The sequence below is a fragment of the Variovorax sp. 679 genome (assembly GCF_003952185.1).
Taxonomy (GTDB): Bacteria; Pseudomonadota; Gammaproteobacteria; order Burkholderiales; family Burkholderiaceae_C; genus Variovorax.
On sequence record NZ_RXFS01000017.1, the window covers coordinates 19,725 to 38,399 of the forward strand.

Annotated in this window: 17 protein-coding genes; all 17 read left to right on the forward strand. The window is 65.2% G+C overall.

All coding sequences use genetic code 11. The annotated features are described in order from the left end of the window. The first annotated feature begins 24 nt into the window (after positions 1-24). Positions 25-1,668: a 3-(methylthio)propionyl-CoA ligase gene (locus EJO71_RS31210; protein WP_125952572.1), complete on the forward strand. Its 1,644-nt coding sequence runs from the start codon at positions 25-27 to the stop codon at positions 1,666-1,668. Between the two features lie 143 nt (positions 1,669-1,811). Next, on the forward strand, positions 1,812-3,041 hold the full coding sequence (locus tag EJO71_RS31215; protein WP_125952571.1) for a branched-chain amino acid ABC transporter substrate-binding protein: 1,230 nt from the start codon (positions 1,812-1,814) through the stop codon (positions 3,039-3,041). A gap of 199 nt (positions 3,042-3,240) precedes the next feature. Beyond that, a complete protein-coding gene (locus EJO71_RS31220) occupies positions 3,241-4,482 on the forward strand; it encodes a branched-chain amino acid ABC transporter substrate-binding protein (protein WP_125952570.1) in 1,242 nt (413 codons plus the stop codon). Positions 4,483-4,560: 78 nt separating this feature from the next. Next, the gene (locus tag EJO71_RS31225; RefSeq protein WP_125952569.1) at positions 4,561-5,514 is read left to right on the forward strand and encodes a branched-chain amino acid ABC transporter permease; all 954 of its coding nucleotides are present in this window, start codon (positions 4,561-4,563) and stop codon (positions 5,512-5,514) included. Between the two features lie 4 nt (positions 5,515-5,518). Beyond that, positions 5,519-6,862 carry a branched-chain amino acid ABC transporter permease gene (locus EJO71_RS31230; protein ID WP_125952568.1) on the forward strand — a complete coding sequence of 448 codons (1,344 nt, stop codon included), beginning with the start codon at positions 5,519-5,521 and terminating at the stop codon, positions 6,860-6,862. After that, on the forward strand, positions 6,859-7,629 hold the full coding sequence (locus EJO71_RS31235; RefSeq protein ID WP_125952567.1) for an ABC transporter ATP-binding protein: 771 nt from the start codon (positions 6,859-6,861) through the stop codon (positions 7,627-7,629). Before EJO71_RS31230 ends, EJO71_RS31235 begins: the two co-directional genes overlap by 4 nt. A gap of 1 nt (position 7,630) precedes the next feature. Next, positions 7,631-8,326 carry an ABC transporter ATP-binding protein gene (locus EJO71_RS31240; protein ID WP_093056893.1) on the forward strand — a complete coding sequence of 232 codons (696 nt, stop codon included), beginning with the start codon at positions 7,631-7,633 and terminating at the stop codon, positions 8,324-8,326. 240 nt (positions 8,327-8,566) lie between these two features. After that, on the forward strand, positions 8,567-10,672 hold the full coding sequence (locus EJO71_RS31245) for a 3-hydroxyacyl-CoA dehydrogenase NAD-binding domain-containing protein (RefSeq protein WP_125952566.1): 2,106 nt from the start codon (positions 8,567-8,569) through the stop codon (positions 10,670-10,672). 32 nt (positions 10,673-10,704) lie between these two features. Next, the gene (locus tag EJO71_RS31250; protein WP_125952565.1) at positions 10,705-12,180 is read left to right on the forward strand and encodes a M20 family peptidase; all 1,476 of its coding nucleotides are present in this window, start codon (positions 10,705-10,707) and stop codon (positions 12,178-12,180) included. 49 nt (positions 12,181-12,229) lie between these two features. Next, on the forward strand, positions 12,230-13,405 hold the full coding sequence (locus EJO71_RS31255; protein ID WP_093195026.1) for an acetyl-CoA C-acyltransferase: 1,176 nt from the start codon (positions 12,230-12,232) through the stop codon (positions 13,403-13,405). A 2-nt stretch (positions 13,406-13,407) separates the two neighbouring features. Next, a complete protein-coding gene (locus EJO71_RS31260) occupies positions 13,408-13,863 on the forward strand; it encodes a PaaI family thioesterase (protein ID WP_125952564.1) in 456 nt (151 codons plus the stop codon). A 17-nt stretch (positions 13,864-13,880) separates the two neighbouring features. Then, on the forward strand, positions 13,881-15,734 hold the full coding sequence (locus tag EJO71_RS31265; RefSeq protein ID WP_125952563.1) for an acyl-CoA dehydrogenase: 1,854 nt from the start codon (positions 13,881-13,883) through the stop codon (positions 15,732-15,734). Beyond that, complete coding sequence (locus EJO71_RS31270) at positions 15,734-15,994, forward strand: hypothetical protein (RefSeq protein ID WP_125952562.1); 261 nt, start codon at positions 15,734-15,736, stop codon at positions 15,992-15,994. The genes EJO71_RS31265 and EJO71_RS31270 overlap by 1 nt, the downstream gene beginning before the upstream one ends. Positions 15,995-16,005: 11 nt before the next feature. Continuing rightward, positions 16,006-16,308, forward strand: a complete 303-nt coding sequence (locus tag EJO71_RS31275) for a Dabb family protein (protein WP_019652558.1) — start codon at positions 16,006-16,008, stop codon at positions 16,306-16,308. Positions 16,309-16,334: 26 nt separating this feature from the next. Further along, on the forward strand, positions 16,335-17,132 hold the full coding sequence (locus EJO71_RS31280; RefSeq protein ID WP_125952561.1) for an SDR family oxidoreductase: 798 nt from the start codon (positions 16,335-16,337) through the stop codon (positions 17,130-17,132). Between the two features lie 8 nt (positions 17,133-17,140). Continuing rightward, positions 17,141-17,605 (forward strand): PaaI family thioesterase, encoded by a 465-nt coding sequence (locus EJO71_RS31285; protein WP_125952560.1) that lies wholly within the window; start codon positions 17,141-17,143, stop codon positions 17,603-17,605. Positions 17,606-17,625: 20 nt separating this feature from the next. After that, positions 17,626-18,642, forward strand: coding sequence for an NADP-dependent oxidoreductase (locus EJO71_RS31290; RefSeq protein WP_125952559.1), 1,017 nt, complete (start codon positions 17,626-17,628; stop codon positions 18,640-18,642). Positions 18,643-18,675: the final 33 nt, after the last annotated feature.

Consider the following 18,675-nt stretch of genomic DNA (forward strand, 5'->3'; position numbering starts at 1 on the left):
GTCATTTCACATAGGAGTCCGTAGATGCTGGGTTTGATGCAAGACCAACCGCTTCTGATCTCGTCGCTGATCGAGTTCGCCGAACGCCACAACGGCGAAGGCGAGATCGTCTCGCGCCGGGTCGAAGGCGATATCCACCGCTGCACATGGAGCGACATCGCATCGCGCGCCAAGCAGGTGGCCAATGCGCTGGACGGCGAGCAACTGCTGTTCAGCGACCGCATCGCCACCCTGGCCTGGAACGGCTATCGGCACCTGGAGCTGTACTACGGCGTGAGCGGCAGCGGCCGCGTGCTGCACACCATCAACCCGCGCCTGCACCCCGACCAGATCGCGTGGATCGCCAACCATGCCGAAGACCAGATCCTGTGCTTCGACCTCACGTTCCTGCCGCTGGTGCAGGCCGTGCATGCACGCTGTCCCACGATCCGGAAATGGATTGCGCTGTGTGATGCGGACAAGCTGCCCGCCGACAGCGGCGTGCCCAACCTCGTGAGCTACGAGAGCTGGATGGGCACTCAGTCCACCGAGTACGAGTGGCCCAGCTTCGACGAGAACTCCGCCTCGAGCATGTGCTACACGAGCGGCACCACGGGCAACCCGAAGGCCGCGCTCTACAGCCACCGCTCGACGCTGCTGCACGCGTACGCCGCGGCCTTGCCGGACGTGATGCGCCTGTCGGCTCGCGACTCGGTGCTGCCGGTGGTGCCGATGTTCCACGTCAACGCGTGGGGCATTCCGTATTCGGCGGCTCTGGTGGGCTGCAAGATCGTGTTCCCCGGCCCGGCGCTGGACGGCAAGTCGGTGTACGAGCTGATCGAAGGCGAGGGCGTGACCTTCGCCGCCGGCGTGCCGACCGTGTGGCAGATGATGCTCGGCCACATGCAGGCGAACGGGCTGAAGTTCAGCAAGCTCAACCGCACGGTGATCGGCGGCTCGGCCTGCCCGCCGGCCATGATCCGCGCGTTCCAGGAGAACTACAACGTCGAGGTGCTGCACGCCTGGGGCATGACCGAGATGAGCCCGCTGGGCACGCTGTGCACGCTCAAGAACAAGCACCTGTCGCTGCCGCCCGACGCGCAGCTGCAGATCCGCATGAAGCAGGGCCGCGCCATCTTCGGCGTGGACATGAAGATCGTCGACGGCGACGGCAAGGAGCTGCCCTGGGACGGCAAGGCCTACGGCGACCTGCTGGTCAAGGGCCCGTGGATCGTCAAGGAGTACTTCAAGGGCGAGGGCGGCGACCCGCTCATTCCCGACGAGCGCAACCGCGGCTGGTTCCCCACGGGCGACGTGGCCACCATCGACGCCGAGGGCTACCTGCAGATCACCGACCGCAGCAAGGACGTGATCAAGTCCGGCGGCGAGTGGATCAGCTCCATCGACATCGAGAACATCGCCGTCGCGCATCCGGCCGTGGCCATGGCGGCGTGCATCGGCGTGTTCCATCCGAAGTGGGACGAGCGGCCGATCATCGCGGTCGTGAAGAAGCCCGGCGCCGAGGTCACGCGCGAGGAGCTGCTGAAGTTCTACGAGGGCAAGACCGCCAAGTGGCAGATCCCGGACGACGTGGTGTTCGTCGAGGCGATCCCGATCGGCGCCACCGGAAAGATCCTCAAGACCAGGCTGCGCGAACTGCTCAAGGACTACAAGCTGCCCGGACTCTGAAACGACGATTCAAAAGCCCACCCGCACTGTCGCGCACGCGATAGGAAAGCCGCCTCGGCGGCCTTCCTTGCGGGCAATCCCTGTGCGGCGAAAAAAAGGGCGCTTGTACGCTGGCATTCCGCCTTACACACTGGAGACTCTTCATGCAATTTGCTATCAAGTCAGTAGCTGCCTGTGCAATGCTGGTGGGCGCTGCCGCCGCATTCGCCCAAAAGGGCGAGACCGTCAAGATCGCATGGCTCGACCCGCTGTCGGGCCTGATGGCGGCGGTTGGCACCAACCAGCTGAAGACCACGCAATTCCTTGCTGAAGAGTTCAACAAGAAGAACCAGTCGGGCGTGAAGTTCGAGATCATCGCGCTCGACAACAAGCTCAGCCCGCAGGAGACCACCGCGGCCCTGCGTTCCGCGCAGGACCAGGGCGCGCGCTACATCATGCAGGGCAACGGTTCCGGCCCCGCGCTCGCGATCATCGACGCCATCGAGAAGAACAACGCGCGCAATCCGGGCAAGGAGCTGCTGTACATGAACTACGCGGCCGTCGACCCCGACCTGACCAACAGCAAGTGCAGCTACTGGCACTTCCGGCTCGACGCCGACACCTCCATGAAGATGGAGGCACTCACCACCTGGATGAAGGACCAGCCCGACATCAAGAAGGTCTACATCCTGGGCCAGAACTACGCCCACGGCGTGCAGGTGTCGAAGTTCGCCAAGGAAGACCTGAAGGTGAAGCGCCCCGACATCCAGATCGTGGGCGACGACCTGCACCCGCTGGCGCAGGTGCGCGACTTCTCTCCCTACATCGCCAAGATCAAGGCCTCCGGCGCGGACACCGTCATCACCGGCAACTGGGGCTCCGACCTGTCGCTGCTCATCAAGGCGGCCAACGACTCGGGCCTGAACGTCAAGTTCCTGACCTACTACGCGCCCGGCGCGGGCACGCCCACGGCGATGGGCGCCACCTCCGACGGCAAGGTCTACACCGTCGCCTACGCGCACTACAACATGGGCGGCGAGATCCAGCAGCTGCTCGCCGGCTACAAGAAGCGCATGAACGACGACCTCACGCAGTCGTCGATCTATCACGCGTTCGCGCTGCTCGACGCCGCCTTCGTCAAGACCAAGTCGACCGATCCGGTCAAGGTGGCCGCGGCGCTGGAGGGCATGAAGATCAAGAGCTTCAACGGCGAGGTCGAGATGCGCAAGTCCGACCACCAGTTGCAGCAGGGCCTCTACATCGCGAGGTGGGAGAAGGCCAGCGCCAAGTATCCGTATGACGCGGAGAACACCGGCTACACGAACGTTCCCGTGAAGTACTTCGAATCGTACGTGGCGAGTACGCCCACGTCGTGCCAGATGAAGCGCCCCTAGGCGTCTTTGTGAACGCGTTTCCTACCCATTGGTAGCAGCTGTCTACCAGCGGGTAGCAAATTGGAGAAACGCGGTGTCGCATGCGCGATAGAAACGGGCCTTTGCAGCCCCCCTCTTACGGGCATTCCCTGAGGGGAGGGGCTGCAAACGCTTGTACTCTCGTGCGGCGTTTTGAATCGGTTTGACCAGGAGATATAGATTGAAGTTCGCTCTGAAAATCGCCGCAGCAGCCGTCATCGCTGCAACCGCCACCGGTGCCTTTGCCCAGAAGGGTGAAACCGTCAAGATCGCATGGCTCGACCCGCTGTCGGGCCTCATGGCCGCGGTCGGGACGAACCAGCTCAAGACCTTCCAGTTCTTTGCCGAAGAGTTCAACAAGAAGAATGCGGCAGGCGTGAAGTTCGAGATCATCGGCATCGACAACAAGCTCAGCCCGCAGGAGACCACCAGCGCACTGCGCTCGGCCCTCGACCAGGGCGCGCGCTACATCGTGCAGGGCAACGGTTCCGGCCCGGCGCTGGCCATCATCGATGCGCTCGAGAAGAACAACGCGCGCAATCCGGGCAAGGAAGCGCTGTACCTGAACTACGCGGCCGTCGACCCCGACCTGACCAACAGCAAGTGCAGCTACTGGCAGTACCGCTTCGACGCCGACACGTCGATGAAGATGGAAGCGTTGACCACCTACATGAAGGACCAGCCGGAGATCAAGAAGGTCTACCTGCTCAACCAGAACTACGCGCACGGCCAGCAGGTCTCGAAGTTCGCCAAGGAAAACCTCAAGACCAAGCGCCCCGACGTGCAGATCGTCGGCGACGACCTGCATCCGCTGGCCCAGGTGCGCGACTTCGCGCCGTACGTCGCCAAGATCAAGGCCTCGGGTGCGGACACCGTCATCACCGGCAACTGGGGTTCCGACCTCGCGCTGCTCATCAAGGCGGCCAACGATTCGGGCCTGAACGTCAAGTTCTACACCTACTACGCCGTGACCACCGGCACGCCGACCGCCATGGGCGCGGCGTCCGACGGCAAGGTGTACCAGGTCGGCTATGCCCACTACAACATGGGCGGCGACATGCAGAAGTACGCCGAGGAGTTCAAGAAGAAGTTCAACGACGACCTCTACACCACCGACGTCTATACGGTGTTCCAGGCGCTGACCGAAGCCTTCGTGAAGACCAAGTCGACCGACCCCGTCAAGGTGGCCGCCGCCATGGAAGGCATGAAGTTCAAGAGCTTCAACGGCGACATCGAGCTGCGCAAGACCGACCACCAGGCGCAGCAGGGCCTGTACATCGCCAAGTGGGAGAAGGCCAGCGCCAAGTACCCGTACAGCCCGGAGAACACCGGCTACACCTTGGCTCCGGTGAAGTACTACGACGCCTACGTGGCCAGTACGCCCACCTCGTGCCAGATGAAGCGGCCCGGCGGCGCCTCCTGATCGCCGCCGCTGCCTGACAGGTCGAGGCCCGACTTCAACACTCGGGCCTTTTTCTTTTCCACCTGACACGAAAGACCGATGAACGTCGAATTCTTCGTCATCTCGCTGCTCAACGGCGTGAGCTACGGCTTGCTGTTGTTCATGCTGAGCTCTGGCCTCACGCTGATCTTCAGCATGATGGGCGTGCTCAACTTCGCGCACGCCAGCTTCTACATGCTGGGCGCCTATTTCGCCTACACGCTGTCGGGCGTCGTGGGCTTCTGGCCGGCGCTCTTCATCGCACCAGTGCTGGTGTTCGCAATGGGCGCCGCATTCGAGCGCTACTGCCTGCGCCGCGTCCACAAGTTCGGCCACGTGCCCGAGCTGCTGGTGACCTTCGGTCTCTCGTACCTGATCCTCGAAGTCGTGCAACTGGTGTGGGGCCGTTCCACGGTGCCGTACGGTCTTCCGTCGGCACTGCAGGGGCCGCTCTTCACGCTCTACGGCACGCAGTTCCCCAAGTCGCGCTCCTTCATCATGCTGGTGGCGGTGCTGATGCTGGTGTCGGTGTGGCTGCTGTTGACGCGCACTCGCATCGGCCTGGTCATCCAGGCGGCACTGAAGCACCCCGAGATGGTCGAGGCGCTGGGCCACAACGTGCCGCGCGTGTTCATGCTGGTGTTCGGCGGCGGTGCCGCGCTCGCCGGCCTCGCGGGCGTGGTCGGCGGCAACACCTACGTCACCGAACCGGCCATGGCAGCCTCGGTCGGCTCCATCATCTTCGTGGTGGTGGTGGTCGGCGGTATGGGCTCGCTGGCGGGCGCCTTCCTGGCCTCTCTGATCATCGGCGTGGTGCAGACCTTCGCCGTGGCCATGGACCAGTCGCTGGCAACTGGCTTGCAGGCCTTCGGCGTGGCAGTGACCGATCAGACCTTCGGCTACGAGCTGCTCAAGCTGACCATCTCGCAGGTCGCTCCGATTCTTCCGTACCTGTTCCTGGTGCTGATTCTCATCTTCCGGCCCAAGGGTCTTCTCGGAACGCGGGAGGACTGACGCCATGAATACCGTAACCACCACAACCACACCGAACGCCGCGGCCGGCAAGGCGCCGACGCAGTACTACCGCTTCAAGCCGCTGAACATCGGCCGCATCCTGATCTGGTCCTTCTTCGCGCTGCTGCTGATCGTGGCGCCGATGATCTTCACCAGCAGCCTGGCACTGACCATGCTGTCGCAGATCGGCTACCTGATCATCATCTGCCTGAGCTACAACATGCTGCTGGGGCAGGGCGGCATGCTCAGCTTCGGGCACGCGGTGTACGTGGGCCTGGGCTCGTTCATCGCGATCCACGCGATGAATCTGGCCTCCGCCGGCAAGCTGCCGATCCCGCTGGTGCTGATTCCGCTCGTGGGCGGCCTCGGTGGCATGTTCTTCGCCGTGGTGTTCGGCTACGTGTCGACCAAGAAATCGGGCACCACCTTCGCGATGATCACGCTGGGCCTTGGCGAACTCGTGGCCGCGATGGCGCTGATGTTCCCGAGCTTCTTCGGCGGCGAGGGCGGCATCACCACCAACCGCGTGTACGGCGCCTCGTTCTTCGGGCTCAACTTCGGCCCGCAGAACCAGGTGTATTACCTGATCGCGGTCTACTGCTTCATCTGCACCGGGCTCATGTTCGCCTTTACCGGCACGCCGCTCGGGCGCATGCTGAACGCGGTGCGCGACAACCCGGAGCGCGTGGAGTTCATCGGCTACAACACGCAGCGCGTGCGCTACTACGCCTTCATCATCGCGGGCTTCTTCGCGGGCATCGGCGGCGGGCTGGCGGCCATCAACTTCGAGATCGTGAACGCGGCCGACAGCCTCAACGGGCTGCGCTCGGGCAGCTACCTGCTGTTCACCTTCCTCGGCGGCGCGACCTTCTTCTTCGGGCCGATCATCGGCGCGGCGCTGCTGGTGTTCGCGCTGGTGCTGCTGTCGGAGCTCAGCAAGGCCTGGCTGCTGTACGTGGGCCTGGTGTTCCTGCTGATGGTGATGTTCGCGCCCGGCGGCGTGGCCAGCCTGATCATGATGAACGTGCGCGTGGCGCTGTTCGGCAAGATCAAGCGCTTCTACCTGCTGTACGTGGGCCTGTTCATCGGCTCGGCCATCATGCTTGCGGGCGCGGCGGCCATCGTCGAGATGATCTATCACATGCAGCTGAATGCGGCGCTCGGACCGATGGTGCCATTCGCCGGCCTGCAGCTCGACACCTCGTCGGCTACGGCCTGGATCGTCGCTGTGGCTCTGCTGGCCGTGGGCCTGGGCGTGTTCGAGGTGGTGCGCCGCCGCTTCGCGAAGGTCTGGGGTCATGCCCAGGAAGAAATCGAAGCCGAGATCAAGCGCAGGGAGACGGCATGACCTATTCACTCGAACTCAGGAACCTGCGCAAGAGCTTCGGCAAGACGGACATCATCCGTGGCGTCGACCTGGCCGTGACGGCCGGCGAGCGCATCGCCATCATCGGGCCGAACGGCGCGGGCAAGTCCACGCTGTTCAACCTGATCAGCGGGCGGCTCACGCCCAGCAGCGGCGAGGTGCTGCTCAACGGCCAGCGCATCGACGGCATGAAGCCGTACGAAATCAATCGCATGGGGCTGTCGCGCAGCTTCCAGATCACCAACATCTTCCCGAAGCTCACGGTCTTCGAGAACCTGCGCTGCGGCGTGCTGTGGAGCCTGGGCTACAAGTACACCTTCCTGCGCTTTCTCTCGAACCTGGACGACGCCAACGAGCGCACCGAAGAGCTGATTCGCCAGATCGGCCTGGAGAAGAAGCGCGACGTGCACGCGGTGAACCTCACCTATGCGGAGCAGCGCGCGCTGGAGATCGGCGTGACCATCGCCGGCGGCGCCAGCGTCATCCTGCTGGACGAGCCCACGGCGGGCATGAGCAAGACCGAGACCTCGCACTTCATCGCGCTCATCAAGCACGTCACCGTCGGCAAGACGCTGCTGACGGTGGAGCACGACATGGGCGTGGTCTTCGGGCTGGCCGACAAGATCGCGGTGGTGGTGTACGGCGAAGTGATCGCCTTCGACACGCCGGCTGCCGTTCGCGCCAATGCGCGGGTGCAGGAGGCATACCTCGGCTCGGCGGTTGCCGATGCGCAAGGGGCGGGACACTGAAATGCTGAAGCTCAAAGACATCCACGCCTACTACGGCAAGAGCCATGTGCTGCATGGCGTTTCGTTCGACGTGAACCCGGGCGAGATCGTCGCGCTGCTGGGCCGCAACGGCTCGGGCCGCTCGACCACCGCCAAGGCCATCATGGGCCTGGTGCATGCCGAAGGCGGCCTGCATTGGAAGGGGCAGGACATCCTGCGCCGCAAGGCTTATGAGATCGCGCATTTCGGCATCGGCTATGTGCCCGAGAACCGCGACATCTTCCCCAAGCTCACGGTGCACCAGAACCTGCTGCTGGGGCAGAAGGGCTCGGGCAAGGGCAGCCGCTGGTCCTTCGACGACATGTACGGCATGTTCCCGCGCCTGAAGGAGCGCCAGCACACCGAAGCCGGCGTGCTCTCGGGCGGCGAGCAGCAGATGCTCACGCTGTGCCGCACGCTGATGGGCGACCCCGACCTCATCATCATCGACGAGCCCACCGAGGGCCTCGCGCCCAAGATCGTCGAGCTGGTGGGGCAGTACCTTCGCACGCTGAAGGACAAGGGCATCTCGGTGCTGCTGATCGAGCAGAAGCTCACCATCGCGATGCAGATCTCGGATCGCGCGCTCGTCATGGGCCATGGCAGCATCGTGTTCGACGGCACGCCGGACAGCCTCAGGGCCGACGCCACCACTCGCAAGGAGTGGTTGGAAGTCTAGGCAAACCCCCAGGCTTCGCGCACTTCGTGTCGCGCACGCCTTCCCCCTTGCAGGGGGCAACACCTGCGGCCCGGCAAAGCCGGTTCCGCGGTGTTCCCTGAAAGCCCCGCCCTCCACGGGGAGGGCCTTGTCTCTACAGCGACTGCGTGCCATTGTTTGGCCTCGCGAAACGCCTAGAATCCCCCGAAAAAGAACACTCGTGCTTTTTCTTCTTTTTCTTCACACACCAAGGAACGCAGCATGACGGCTGAATACAAAGTGCTCGGCGATATCGCCGTGATCACAATGACCAACCCTCCGGTCAACGGTCTCGGTTTCTCGACGCGCATCGGCATCACCGATGGCCTGTCGAAGGCCAATGCCGACGACGCCGTCAAGGCCATCGTCATCACCGGCGCCGGCAAGGCGTTCTCGGGCGGCGCGGACATCAAGGAGTTCGGCACGCCCAAGGCGCTGCAGGAGCCCAACCTGCTGAGCGTGATCCTCGCGCTCGAAGCCTCCCCGAAGCCCATCGTCGCGGCCATCCACTCGGTGTGCATGGGCGGCGGCCTCGAGCTGGCCCTGGGCTGCCACTACCGCGTGGCCGCTCCCGGCACCAGCGTGGCGCTGCCCGAAGTCAAGCTGGGCCTGCTGCCCGGCGCGGGCGGCACGCAGCGCCTGCCGCGCGTGCTCGGCGTCGAGACCGCCCTGAACATGATCGTCAGCGGCGAGCCCGTGAAGAGCGAACTGCTCGCGAGCCTGCCCGGCCAGAAGCTGTTCGACAAGCTGGCTGCATCGGCCGAGTCGGTGTTCGAGGAAGCCGTGGAATTCGCCAAGGGCGTGGCCGGCAAGACGGGCGAGGCCCTGCCGCTGGTGCGCAACCTGCCGTGCAAGCATCCCCAGGGCGACGCCTACTTCCAGTTCTCGAAGAACATGGTCGGCGGCATGTCGAAGAACTACCCCGCGCCGCTGAAGTGCATCGACGCCGTGCAGGCCGCGACGAAGCTGAAGTTCGACGAAGGCATGGCCGAGGAACGACGCCTGTTCACCGCGCTGATGTTCACGCCCGAATCGCTGGCGCTGCGCCACCTGTTCATGGCCGAGCGTGCCGCGAGCAAGATTCCCGACGTGCCGGAAGACACGCCCAAGCGCGAGATCAAGTCGGTCGGCGTGATCGGCGCCGGCACCATGGGCGGCGGCATCTCGATGAACTTCCTGAACGCGGGCATTCCCGTCAAGATCCTCGAGATGAAGCAGGAGGCGCTGGACCGCGGCGTCGCCACCATCAAGAAAAACTACGAAGCCCAGGTCAAGAAGGGCAAGCTCAAGCAGGACAAGTACGAGCAGCGCATGGCGCTGCTGAGCACCACGCTGAGCTACGACGACCTGAAGGACGCCGACCTCATCATCGAGGCCGTGTTCGAGGAAATCGGCGTGAAGGAAAAAGTGTTCAAGGAACTCGACCGCGTCGCAAAGAAGGGCGCGATCCTGGCCTCGAACACCTCCACGCTCGACGTCGACAAGATTGCCTCGTTCACCGACCGTCCTCAGGACGTGGTCGGCATGCACTTCTTCAGCCCGGCCAACGTGATGAAGCTGCTGGAAGTGGTGCGCGGCAAGGCCACCGGCAAGGACGTGCTCGCCACGGTCATGGCCATCGGCAAGAAGATCAAGAAGACCGCAGTGGTCTCGGGCGTGTGCGACGGCTTCATCGGCAACCGCATGATCGAGCAGTACTCGCGTCAGGCCGGCTTCCTTCTCGATGAAGGCGCGACGCCACAGCAGGTCGACAAGGCCATCGAGAAGTTCGGCTTCGCCATGGGCCCGTTCCGCATGGGCGACCTGGCCGGCAACGACATCGGCTGGGCCATCCGCAAGCGCCGCGCCGTCGAGCGTGCCGACATGAAGTACAGCCGCACGGCCGACAAGCTCTGCGAACTGGGCCGCTTCGGCCAGAAGACCGGGGCAGGGTGGTACGACTACCAGGCCGGCAAGCGCGACGCCATTCCGTCGGACCTCGTCAACAAGATGATCGAGGACCACCGCAAGGAACTGGGCATCACGCCGCGCAAGATTTCCGACGAGGAAATCGTTCAGCGCCTGGTGTACGCGCTGGTCAATGAAGGCGCGCACATCCTTGAAGACGGCATCGCCTCGAAGTCGGGCGACATCGACATGGTGTACCTCACCGGCTACGGCTTCCCGATCTATCGCGGCGGCCCGATGCATTACGCATCGCAAGTCGGCCTGTACAACGTGGCCGAGACGATGAAGCGTTTCGCGAAGAACCCGCGCGACGACGCCGAGTTCTGGCAGCCCGCGCCGCTGATCCAGAAGCTGGTGGCAGAAGGCAAGTCCTTCGGCTGAGACCAACGACAGAACCAGGGCCAAGACCGCCAATGTTGAAACGCATCTTCCTCGGGCTGCTGCTGGCAATTGTGCTGCTGGTGGCCGCCGTGGCGGTCAAGACCTGGACCACGCCGTCGCAGCAGTTGGCGGTGGCGCCCGCGCCGAAGCTGGACATCGACCTGCAGGCAGCCGCCAAGCGGCTCTCCACGGCGATCACGTTCCGCACGGTGTCGGGCCTGGACGATCCGGCCGCCAACGCGGCCGAGTTCGACAAGCTGCATGCATTCCTGGAGCAGCAGTTTCCGAAGGTGCACGCCACCCTGAAGAAGGAAGTGGTGGGCAACAAGGCGCTGTTCTACACCTGGACCGGCACCGACCCGCAGGCCAAGCCCGTCGCGCTGATGGCGCACCAGGACATGGTGCCCATCGCGCCGGGCACCGAGAAGGCCTGGTCGGTCGATCCCTTCTCTGGCGAGATCAAGGACGGCTTCATCTGGGGTCGCGGCACGCTCGACAACAAGAGCAACCTGTTCGCGCAGATGGAGGCCGTCGAGCTGCTCATCGGCGCCGGCTTCAAGCCGAGGCAGACCGTCTACCTCGTGATGGGCGACGACGAAGAGGTGAGCGGCCTGCGTGGTGCGCTGCCCATCGCGGAACTGCTCAAGTCGCGCAACGTGCGCCTCGACTGGGTGCTCGACGAAGGCCTGCTGGTGCTCGACGGCGTGCTTCCGGGCCTGAGCAAGCCGGCGGCTCTCATCGGGCTGGCGGAGAAGGGCTATGCCACCTTCTTCCTGTCGCTGGATACCGCTCCCGGCCATTCGTCGATGCCTCCGCAGCACAGCGCCATTGGCATGATGAGCGCGGCGCTGGCAAGGCTCGAGGCCAGCCCGATGCCCGGCGGCATCCAGGGCGTGGCGGGCCAGATGTTCGGCGCACTGGCGCCCGAGATGAGCGGCGTCAACCGCGTGATGCTTTCGAACCTGTGGCTCACCGAGCCGCTGGTTCGCGGCCAGCTCGAGAAGAGCCCGAGCAGCAACGCCATGCTGCGCACCACCACGGCGCTGACCATCATTCGCGCGGGCAACAAGGACAACGTGCTGCCCGGCCGTGCCGAGGCGGCCGTCAATTTCCGCATCCTGCCGGGCGACACCATCGCCAGCACCGAGGCGCACCTGCGCAAGGCGCTGGGCAACGACGACATCAAGATCAAGGCCTATCCGGGCAATTCGGAGCCGTCGCCCGTGTCGCCCACCGACAGCACCGGCTACCGCGCGATCCAGCAGGCCGTGCGCCAGAGCTTCCCCGATGCGGTGGTGGCCCCCGGCCTCATGACCGCCGCGACCGACTCGCGCCACTTCAGCATCGTGAGCGACGCCGTCTTCCGCTTCTCGCCGTTCCGCGTGAAGGGCGAGGACCTGGCGCGCTTTCACGGCAACAACGAACGCCTGGCCATCTCGAACTACGGCGAGATGATCGGCTTCTACCGCCAGCTCCTGAGCAACACCAACGCTGCTCCGGCGCAATGACGACAACCGCAACCTTCTTTCCCTTCCCTCTGCTTCAAAGGACCTCACCATGACCAGCGCCGTCATCGTTTCCACTGCCCGCACGCCGCTCGCGAAGAGCTGGAAGGGTGCCTTCAACATGACGCACGGCGCCACGCTGGGTGGCCACGCCGTTCAGCACGCCGTGCAGCGCGCCGGCATCGACCCCGCATCGGTCGACGACGTCATCATGGGCTGCGCCACGCCCGAAGGTGCGACCGGCTCGAACATCGCGCGCCAGATCGCGCTGCGCGCCGGCCTGCCGATCACGACCTCGGGCATGACCATCAACCGCTTCTGCTCGTCGGGCCTGCAGACCATCGCCACCGCCGCCCAGCGCATCATCGCGGGCGAGGGCGAGGTGTACGTGGCCGGCGGCGTCGAGAGCATCTCGTGCGTGCAGAACGAAGCCAACAAGCACATGCTGGCCGACCCGTGGCTCGTGAAGCACAAGCCCGAGATCTACTGGAACATGCTGCAGACGGCCGAGCAGGTCGCCAAGCGCTACAACATCGGCCGCGACGCCATGGACGAATACGGCGCGCAAAGCCAGCAGCGTGCCACTGCCGCGCTGGAAGCCGGCCTCTTCAAGGCCGAGATCGCCCCCATCACCGTACTGGCCGGCGTGGCCGACCCCGTGATGGGCCTGCGCACCAAGGAAGTCACCGTCGAGAACGACGAAGGCATCCGTCCCGGCACCACCAAGGAAGGCATCAGCGGTATCCGCCCGGCCATCCCCGGCGGCGTGATCTCGGCCGGCAATGCCAGCCAGTTCTCCGACGGCGGCGGCGCCTGTGTGGTGGTCGACGAGAAGTACGCCGAGCAGAAGGGCCTGAAGCCCCTGGGCCGTTTTCTCGGTTTCGCCGTGGCGGGCTGCGAGCCCGACGAGATGGGCATCGGCCCCGTCTTCGCCATTCCGAAGGTGCTCAAGCGCCTGGGCCTGACGGTCAACGACATCGACCTGTGGGAGCTGAACGAAGCCTTTGCCGTGCAGGTGATCTACTGCCGCGACAAGCTGGGCATCCCGGGTGACCGCCTGAACGTGAACGGCGGCGCCATCGCGGTGGGCCACCCCTACGGCGTGAGCGGCCAGCGCCTCACGGGCCACGCGCTCATCGAAGGCAAGCGCCGCGGCGCCAAGAAGGTCGTGGTCACGATGTGCATAGGCGGCGGCATGGGCGCCGCGGGCGTGTTCGAGGTCTTGTAATCATGTCCGGCTTGGGCCATGACCAGGAGGTCTCGCCCGAAGCCGCTTTGGCCTACGGGCGCCGCGTGCTCGCATCGCAGCCGTTCAGTGCGCTGATCGGCGCGGAGTTGCACGCGCTGGCGCCCGGTCTTGCAGAACTTCAGCTGCCGCTCACCGCGCAGTTGAAGCAGCAGAACGGCTTCGCCCATGGCGGCATCGTGAGCTACATGGCCGACAACGCGCTCACCTTCGCCGGTGGCAGCGCGTTGCGCGTGCCGGTGGTGACCTCCGAATTCAAGATCAACTACGTGCGGCCCGCACTCGGCGACCGGCTGGTCGCACGCGCCAGGACGGCCCACAGTGGCAGCTCGCAGGCCGTCTGCACCTGCGAGGTGTTCGTGGTGAGCGACGGCACCGAGAAGCTTTGCGCGCTGGCGCAGGGCACCATCGCCAGACTGCCCGATCCCCCGAAAAAGTAGCAAGAAGAGACATTTCCATGAGCCTGCGTTCCACCCTCGACTTCCTGCTCTACGACTGGCTCGACGCCGAGTCGCTCAACCAGCGCGAACGCTTTGCCGACCATTCGCGCGAAACCTTCGACGCGGTGCTCGACACCTGCGAGCGCATCGCGCGCGAGAAGTACGCGCCGTTCAACCGCACGGTCGACACACAGGAGCCGCATTTCGACGGCGAGAAGGTCATCCTGCCGCAGGCCACGCACGACGCGCACAAGGCCTTCGTCGAGTCGGGAATGATGAGCGCGGCGCAGGACTACGACATCGGAGGCATGCAGCTGCCGTACACGCTCTCGGCCGCCGCCAACAGTTTCTTCGCGATGGCCTCGGTGAGCATCGGTTCGAACATGCTCACCAGCGGCAACGCCAACCTGCTGATGGTGCACGGCACCGAGATGCAGAAAGAGGTGTTCGCCAAGAACGAGTTCTCGGGGCGCTGGGCCGGCACCATGTGCCTGTCGGAGCCGCAGGCCGGCTCGTCGCTGAGCGACGTGGCCACGCGCGCAGTGCCCGATGGCGCCGACTTTCAAGACGACCCGCTGGGGCCGCGCTACCGCCTCACGGGCAACAAGATGTGGATCTCGTCGGGTGACCACGAGCTGACCGAGAACATCGTGCACATCGTGCTCGCCAAGATCCCGGACGAGAACGGCAAGCTGGTGCCCGGCACGCGCGGCATTTCGCTCTTCATCGTGCCCAAGCGCATGGTCGACACCAAGGGCCAGCTCACGGGCCAGCGCAACGACGTGGCGCTCGCGGGCCTCAACCACAAGCTGGGCTGGCGCGGCACCACCAACACGCTGTTGAACTTCGGAGAGGGCAAGTACCCGGTCGACGGCAAGGCCGGCGCGGTGGGCTACCTGGTCGGCGCGCCCGGCAAGGGCCTGCACTGCATGTTCCACATGATGAACGAGGCACGCATCGGCGTCGGCACGGCTGCCACCATGCTCGGCATGGCCGGCTACCACGCCTCGCTCGAATACGCGAAGAGCCGTCCGCAGGGCCGGCTGGTGAAGAAGCCGGAAGCCGCTGGCACGGCAGTCGCCAAGGACTCGGCCGCGCCGCAAGTGCGCATCATCGAGCACGCCGACGTGCGGCGCATGCTGCTGGCCCAGAAGGCGTACTGCGAGGGCGCGCTGGCGCTGGAGCTGTACTGCGCACGGCTGGTCGACGAGCAGAAGACCGGCGACGCTCAGGCCGCCGACGACGCACGCCTGCTGCTCGAAGTACTCACGCCCATCGCCAAGAGCTGGCCCAGCGAGTGGTGCCTGGAGGCCAATTCGCTGGCCATCCAGGTGCACGGCGGCTATGGCTACACGCGCGACTTTCCGGTGGAGCAGTACTGGCGCGACAACCGCCTGAACATGATCCACGAGGGAACCCACGGCATCCAGGCGGCAGACCTGCTGGGCCGCAAGGTGCTGATGGAGAAGGGCCGCGGCCTGCACCTGCTGGCCGAGCGAATGACGGGCACCATCGGCCGCGCGGCCAAGGTGCCTGCGCTGGCGGCCCATGCCAAGGCGCTGGGCGCCGCGCTGCAGCGCATCGGCAGCGCCACCGAGGCTGCCTGGTCCACCGGCGACCCGGCTGACGCGCTGGCCAACGCGGTGCCGTACATGCAGGCCTTCGGCCATACGGTGCTGGCCTGGATCTGGCTCGACGTAGCCCAAAGGGCCCTGCAGAGCGATGGTGAAAAGGCGAGGGCGGTAACAGCTGGCAAGATCGGCGCCACGGACTACTTCTTCCACTACGAGCTGCCGAAAATCGGCGCATGGCTCAACGTGGTCGAAACCCGCGACCCGACCTGTACAGCTTTGCCCGAGGACGCCTTCTGATGGCCACTACCGATTCGCCGAACACCACCCCCAGCAACACCCCCGCCGCCAAGCCACCGAAGCCGCACGCACGCCTCGAGAAGTGGATCTGGATCCTGATCTACGGCGGCCTGTTCGTCGTGATCCTGGGCATCGCCACCGGCCGTACCGACGCCGCGCTGGGCTGGAGCATCGCCGTGCCCGGCGGCATCGTGGCACTGGTCGGCTTCGTGCTGATCTACGTGCGCTCGCGCCTGTCGAACACCCCCGCAAGCAAGTAACGAGGCCCGCCATGCTCAAGCACATCGTGATGTGGAAGTTCAAGGAGCACGCCGAGGGCGCCGACAAGGCGACCAACCTGCTCAAGGCCAAGGCGCTGCTCGATGCCTGCGCGAAGCTCTCGCCCGGCACCCTGCGCTTCGAGGTGGCCATCGCCCAGCCCGGGCTCGAAGCCACCTACGACCTGGTCCTGTACTCGGAATTCACCGACGCCGCCGCGCTCGCGGCCTATGCAGACCATCCGCAGCACGTGGCCCTGAAGCCATTCATCGGCGCCGTGCGTGAAGCCCGCCAGTGCATGGACTACACGATCTGATTCAACCCGAACCCCGGAGACAACCCATGACCGCCCGCACCGTCCAGAAACTCTTCGACCTCACAGGCAAGACTGCTCTCATCACCGGCGGCTCGCGCGGCCTGGGCCTGCAGATGGCTCATGCGCTGGGCGAGGCCGGCGCGAAGATCATGCTGAGTTCGCGCAAGGCCGACGACCTGGAGCAGGCCGCCGCCGAGCTGCAGGCCGCGGGCATCGACGCGCGCTGGATCGCCGCCGACTGCGCGAAGGAAGAAGACACCCGCCGCCTGGCCGACGAGACGCTGCAGCGCATGGGCGCGGTCGACATCCTCGTCAACAACGCGGGCGCCAGCTGGGGTTCGCCGGCCGAGAGCCACCCGGTCGAGGCCTGGGACAAGGTGATGAATCTCAACGTGCGAGGCTACTTCATCCTGTCGCAGCAGATCGCCAACGGCTACATGATCCCGAAGAAGTCGGGGCGCATCATCAACATCGCCTCGATCGCCGGGCTGAACGGCAACCCGCCCGAGATGCAGACCCTGGCCTACAACACCTCCAAGACCGCGGTCATCGGCTTCACCCGCACGCTGGCCGCCGAATGGGGCAAGTACAACATCAACGTGAACGCGATCTGCCCGGGCTTCTTCATGACGAAGATGGCCGCCGGCCTCATCAAGTCGCTGGGCGAGGAGAAGATGGCCGCCCAGGCGCCGCTCGGCCGCCTCGGCGACGACGAAGACCTGAAGGGCCTGACGCTGCTGTTCGCAAGCGATGCCGGCAAGCACGTCACCGGCCAGTGGATGGCGGTCGATGGCGGCGTGAGCGTCGTCCTCGGCGCAGCATAAGAACCGAAATGACAACCCCTGAATCCGACGACATCAATTTCCGCTCGTACACGAGCCGCATCCCGTTCGCGCGCCATCTCGGCTTCGAGCTGACGAAGTTCGAGGGCGGCGAATCGGAAATCGAGTACACCGCCAAGCCCGAGCACCTGAACACCTTCGACGTGACGCACGGCGGTGCCTGCATGACGCTGCTCGACATCACCATGGCGGCGGCCGCGCGCAGCATCGCGCCCGAGATGGGCGTGGTCACCATCGAGATGAAGACCAGCTTCATGCAGCCCTCGGTCGGCCCGCTGCATGCACGCGGCACGCTCATTCACAGGACGGCGACGCTGGCTTTCACCGAGGCCAGAATCTTCGATGAGCAGGAGCGCGTGTGCGCCCATGCCACCGGAACCTTCAAGTACGTGAAGCGCCGGCTGCCTACCGGCCCGGCCAGCGCCAACGAGATGCGCCCGCCGTCGACCGACTGACCCCATTTCCGGAGAATTCCATGCCCATCAACAAGCAGATCCACCTCGACAACCGCCCAGACGGCGAAGCCGTGGCCGGCAACTTCAAGCTCGTGACCGCCGAGACCCCGGCGCTCAAGGACAACCAGGTGCTCGTGCGCCACCACTACATGAGCCTGGACCCGTACATGCGCGGGCGCATGAACGACTCCAAGAGCTACGCGCAGCCCCAGCCGCTGGGCCAGACCATGCAGGGCGGCACGGTCGGCGAAGTGGTCGAGAGCAAGCACCCGAAGTACGCCGTGGGCGACAAGGTGGTCGGCTTCGGCGGCTGGCAGGAATACAGCGTGGTCGATGCCTCGCAGCCCGGCGCGCTGAAGAAGGTCGACACCACGCACGTGCCGCTGTCGCACTACCTGGGCGCGGTCGGCATGCCGGGCGTCACGGCCTGGTACGGCCTCGTGAAGATCATCGCGCCCAAGGCCGGTGAAACCATGGTCATCACCGCCGCCAGCGGCGCGGTGGGCAGCGCCTTCGGCGCGCTGGCCAAGGCGCGCGGTTGCCGCGTGGTCGGCATCGCGGGCGGCGCGGACAAGTGCAAGTACGTGACCGACGAGCTGGGCTTCGACGCCTGCATCGACTACCGCCAGCACCCCGACGTCAAGTCGATGAGCGCGGCGCTCAAGGAAGCCTGCCCGAACGGCATCGACGGCTACTTCGAGAACGTCGGCGGCTACATCTTCGATGCGGTGCTGCTGCGCGCCAACGCCTTCGCCCGCGTGGCGCTGTGCGGAATGATCGCGGGCTACGACGGCCAGCCGCTGCCGCTCGCGAACCCGGCGCTGATCCTCATCAACCGCATGAAGATCGAAGGCTTCATCGTCAGCGAGCACATGGAAGTGTGGCCCGAGGCGCTGACCGAGCTGGGTACGCTGGTGGGCACGGGCAAGCTGAAGCCACGCGAGTCGATCGCGCAGGGTATCGAGTCGGCTCCGGAAGCCTTCCTGGGCCTGCTCAAGGGCCGCAACTTCGGCAAGCAACTCGTCAAGCTCATCTGATGCATGCCCCGATGAGCTGAACGCACGGCAAGG

Excerpts from the sequence above, each read along its gene's own strand:
- EJO71_RS31210 (WP_125952572.1), top strand. The coding sequence starts at position 25 with ATGCTGGGTTTGATGCAAGACCAACCGCTTCTGATCTCGTCGCTGATC.
- EJO71_RS31215 (WP_125952571.1), top strand. The coding sequence starts at position 1,812 with ATGCAATTTGCTATCAAGTCAGTAGCTGCCTGTGCAATGCTGGTGGGC.
- EJO71_RS31225 (WP_125952569.1), top strand. The coding sequence starts at position 4,561 with ATGAACGTCGAATTCTTCGTCATCTCGCTGCTCAACGGCGTGAGCTAC.
- EJO71_RS31230 (WP_125952568.1), top strand. The coding sequence starts at position 5,519 with ATGAATACCGTAACCACCACAACCACACCGAACGCCGCGGCCGGCAAG.
- EJO71_RS31235 (WP_125952567.1), top strand. The coding sequence starts at position 6,859 with ATGACCTATTCACTCGAACTCAGGAACCTGCGCAAGAGCTTCGGCAAG.
- EJO71_RS31240 (WP_093056893.1), top strand. The coding sequence starts at position 7,631 with ATGCTGAAGCTCAAAGACATCCACGCCTACTACGGCAAGAGCCATGTG.
- EJO71_RS31245 (WP_125952566.1), top strand. The coding sequence starts at position 8,567 with ATGACGGCTGAATACAAAGTGCTCGGCGATATCGCCGTGATCACAATG.
- EJO71_RS31250 (WP_125952565.1), top strand. The coding sequence starts at position 10,705 with ATGTTGAAACGCATCTTCCTCGGGCTGCTGCTGGCAATTGTGCTGCTG.
- EJO71_RS31255 (WP_093195026.1), top strand. The coding sequence starts at position 12,230 with ATGACCAGCGCCGTCATCGTTTCCACTGCCCGCACGCCGCTCGCGAAG.
- EJO71_RS31260 (WP_125952564.1), top strand. The coding sequence starts at position 13,408 with ATGTCCGGCTTGGGCCATGACCAGGAGGTCTCGCCCGAAGCCGCTTTG.
- EJO71_RS31265 (WP_125952563.1), top strand. The coding sequence starts at position 13,881 with ATGAGCCTGCGTTCCACCCTCGACTTCCTGCTCTACGACTGGCTCGAC.
- EJO71_RS31270 (WP_125952562.1), top strand. The coding sequence starts at position 15,734 with ATGGCCACTACCGATTCGCCGAACACCACCCCCAGCAACACCCCCGCC.
- EJO71_RS31275 (WP_019652558.1), top strand. The coding sequence starts at position 16,006 with ATGCTCAAGCACATCGTGATGTGGAAGTTCAAGGAGCACGCCGAGGGC.
- EJO71_RS31280 (WP_125952561.1), top strand. The coding sequence starts at position 16,335 with ATGACCGCCCGCACCGTCCAGAAACTCTTCGACCTCACAGGCAAGACT.
- EJO71_RS31285 (WP_125952560.1), top strand. The coding sequence starts at position 17,141 with ATGACAACCCCTGAATCCGACGACATCAATTTCCGCTCGTACACGAGC.
- EJO71_RS31290 (WP_125952559.1), top strand. The coding sequence starts at position 17,626 with ATGCCCATCAACAAGCAGATCCACCTCGACAACCGCCCAGACGGCGAA.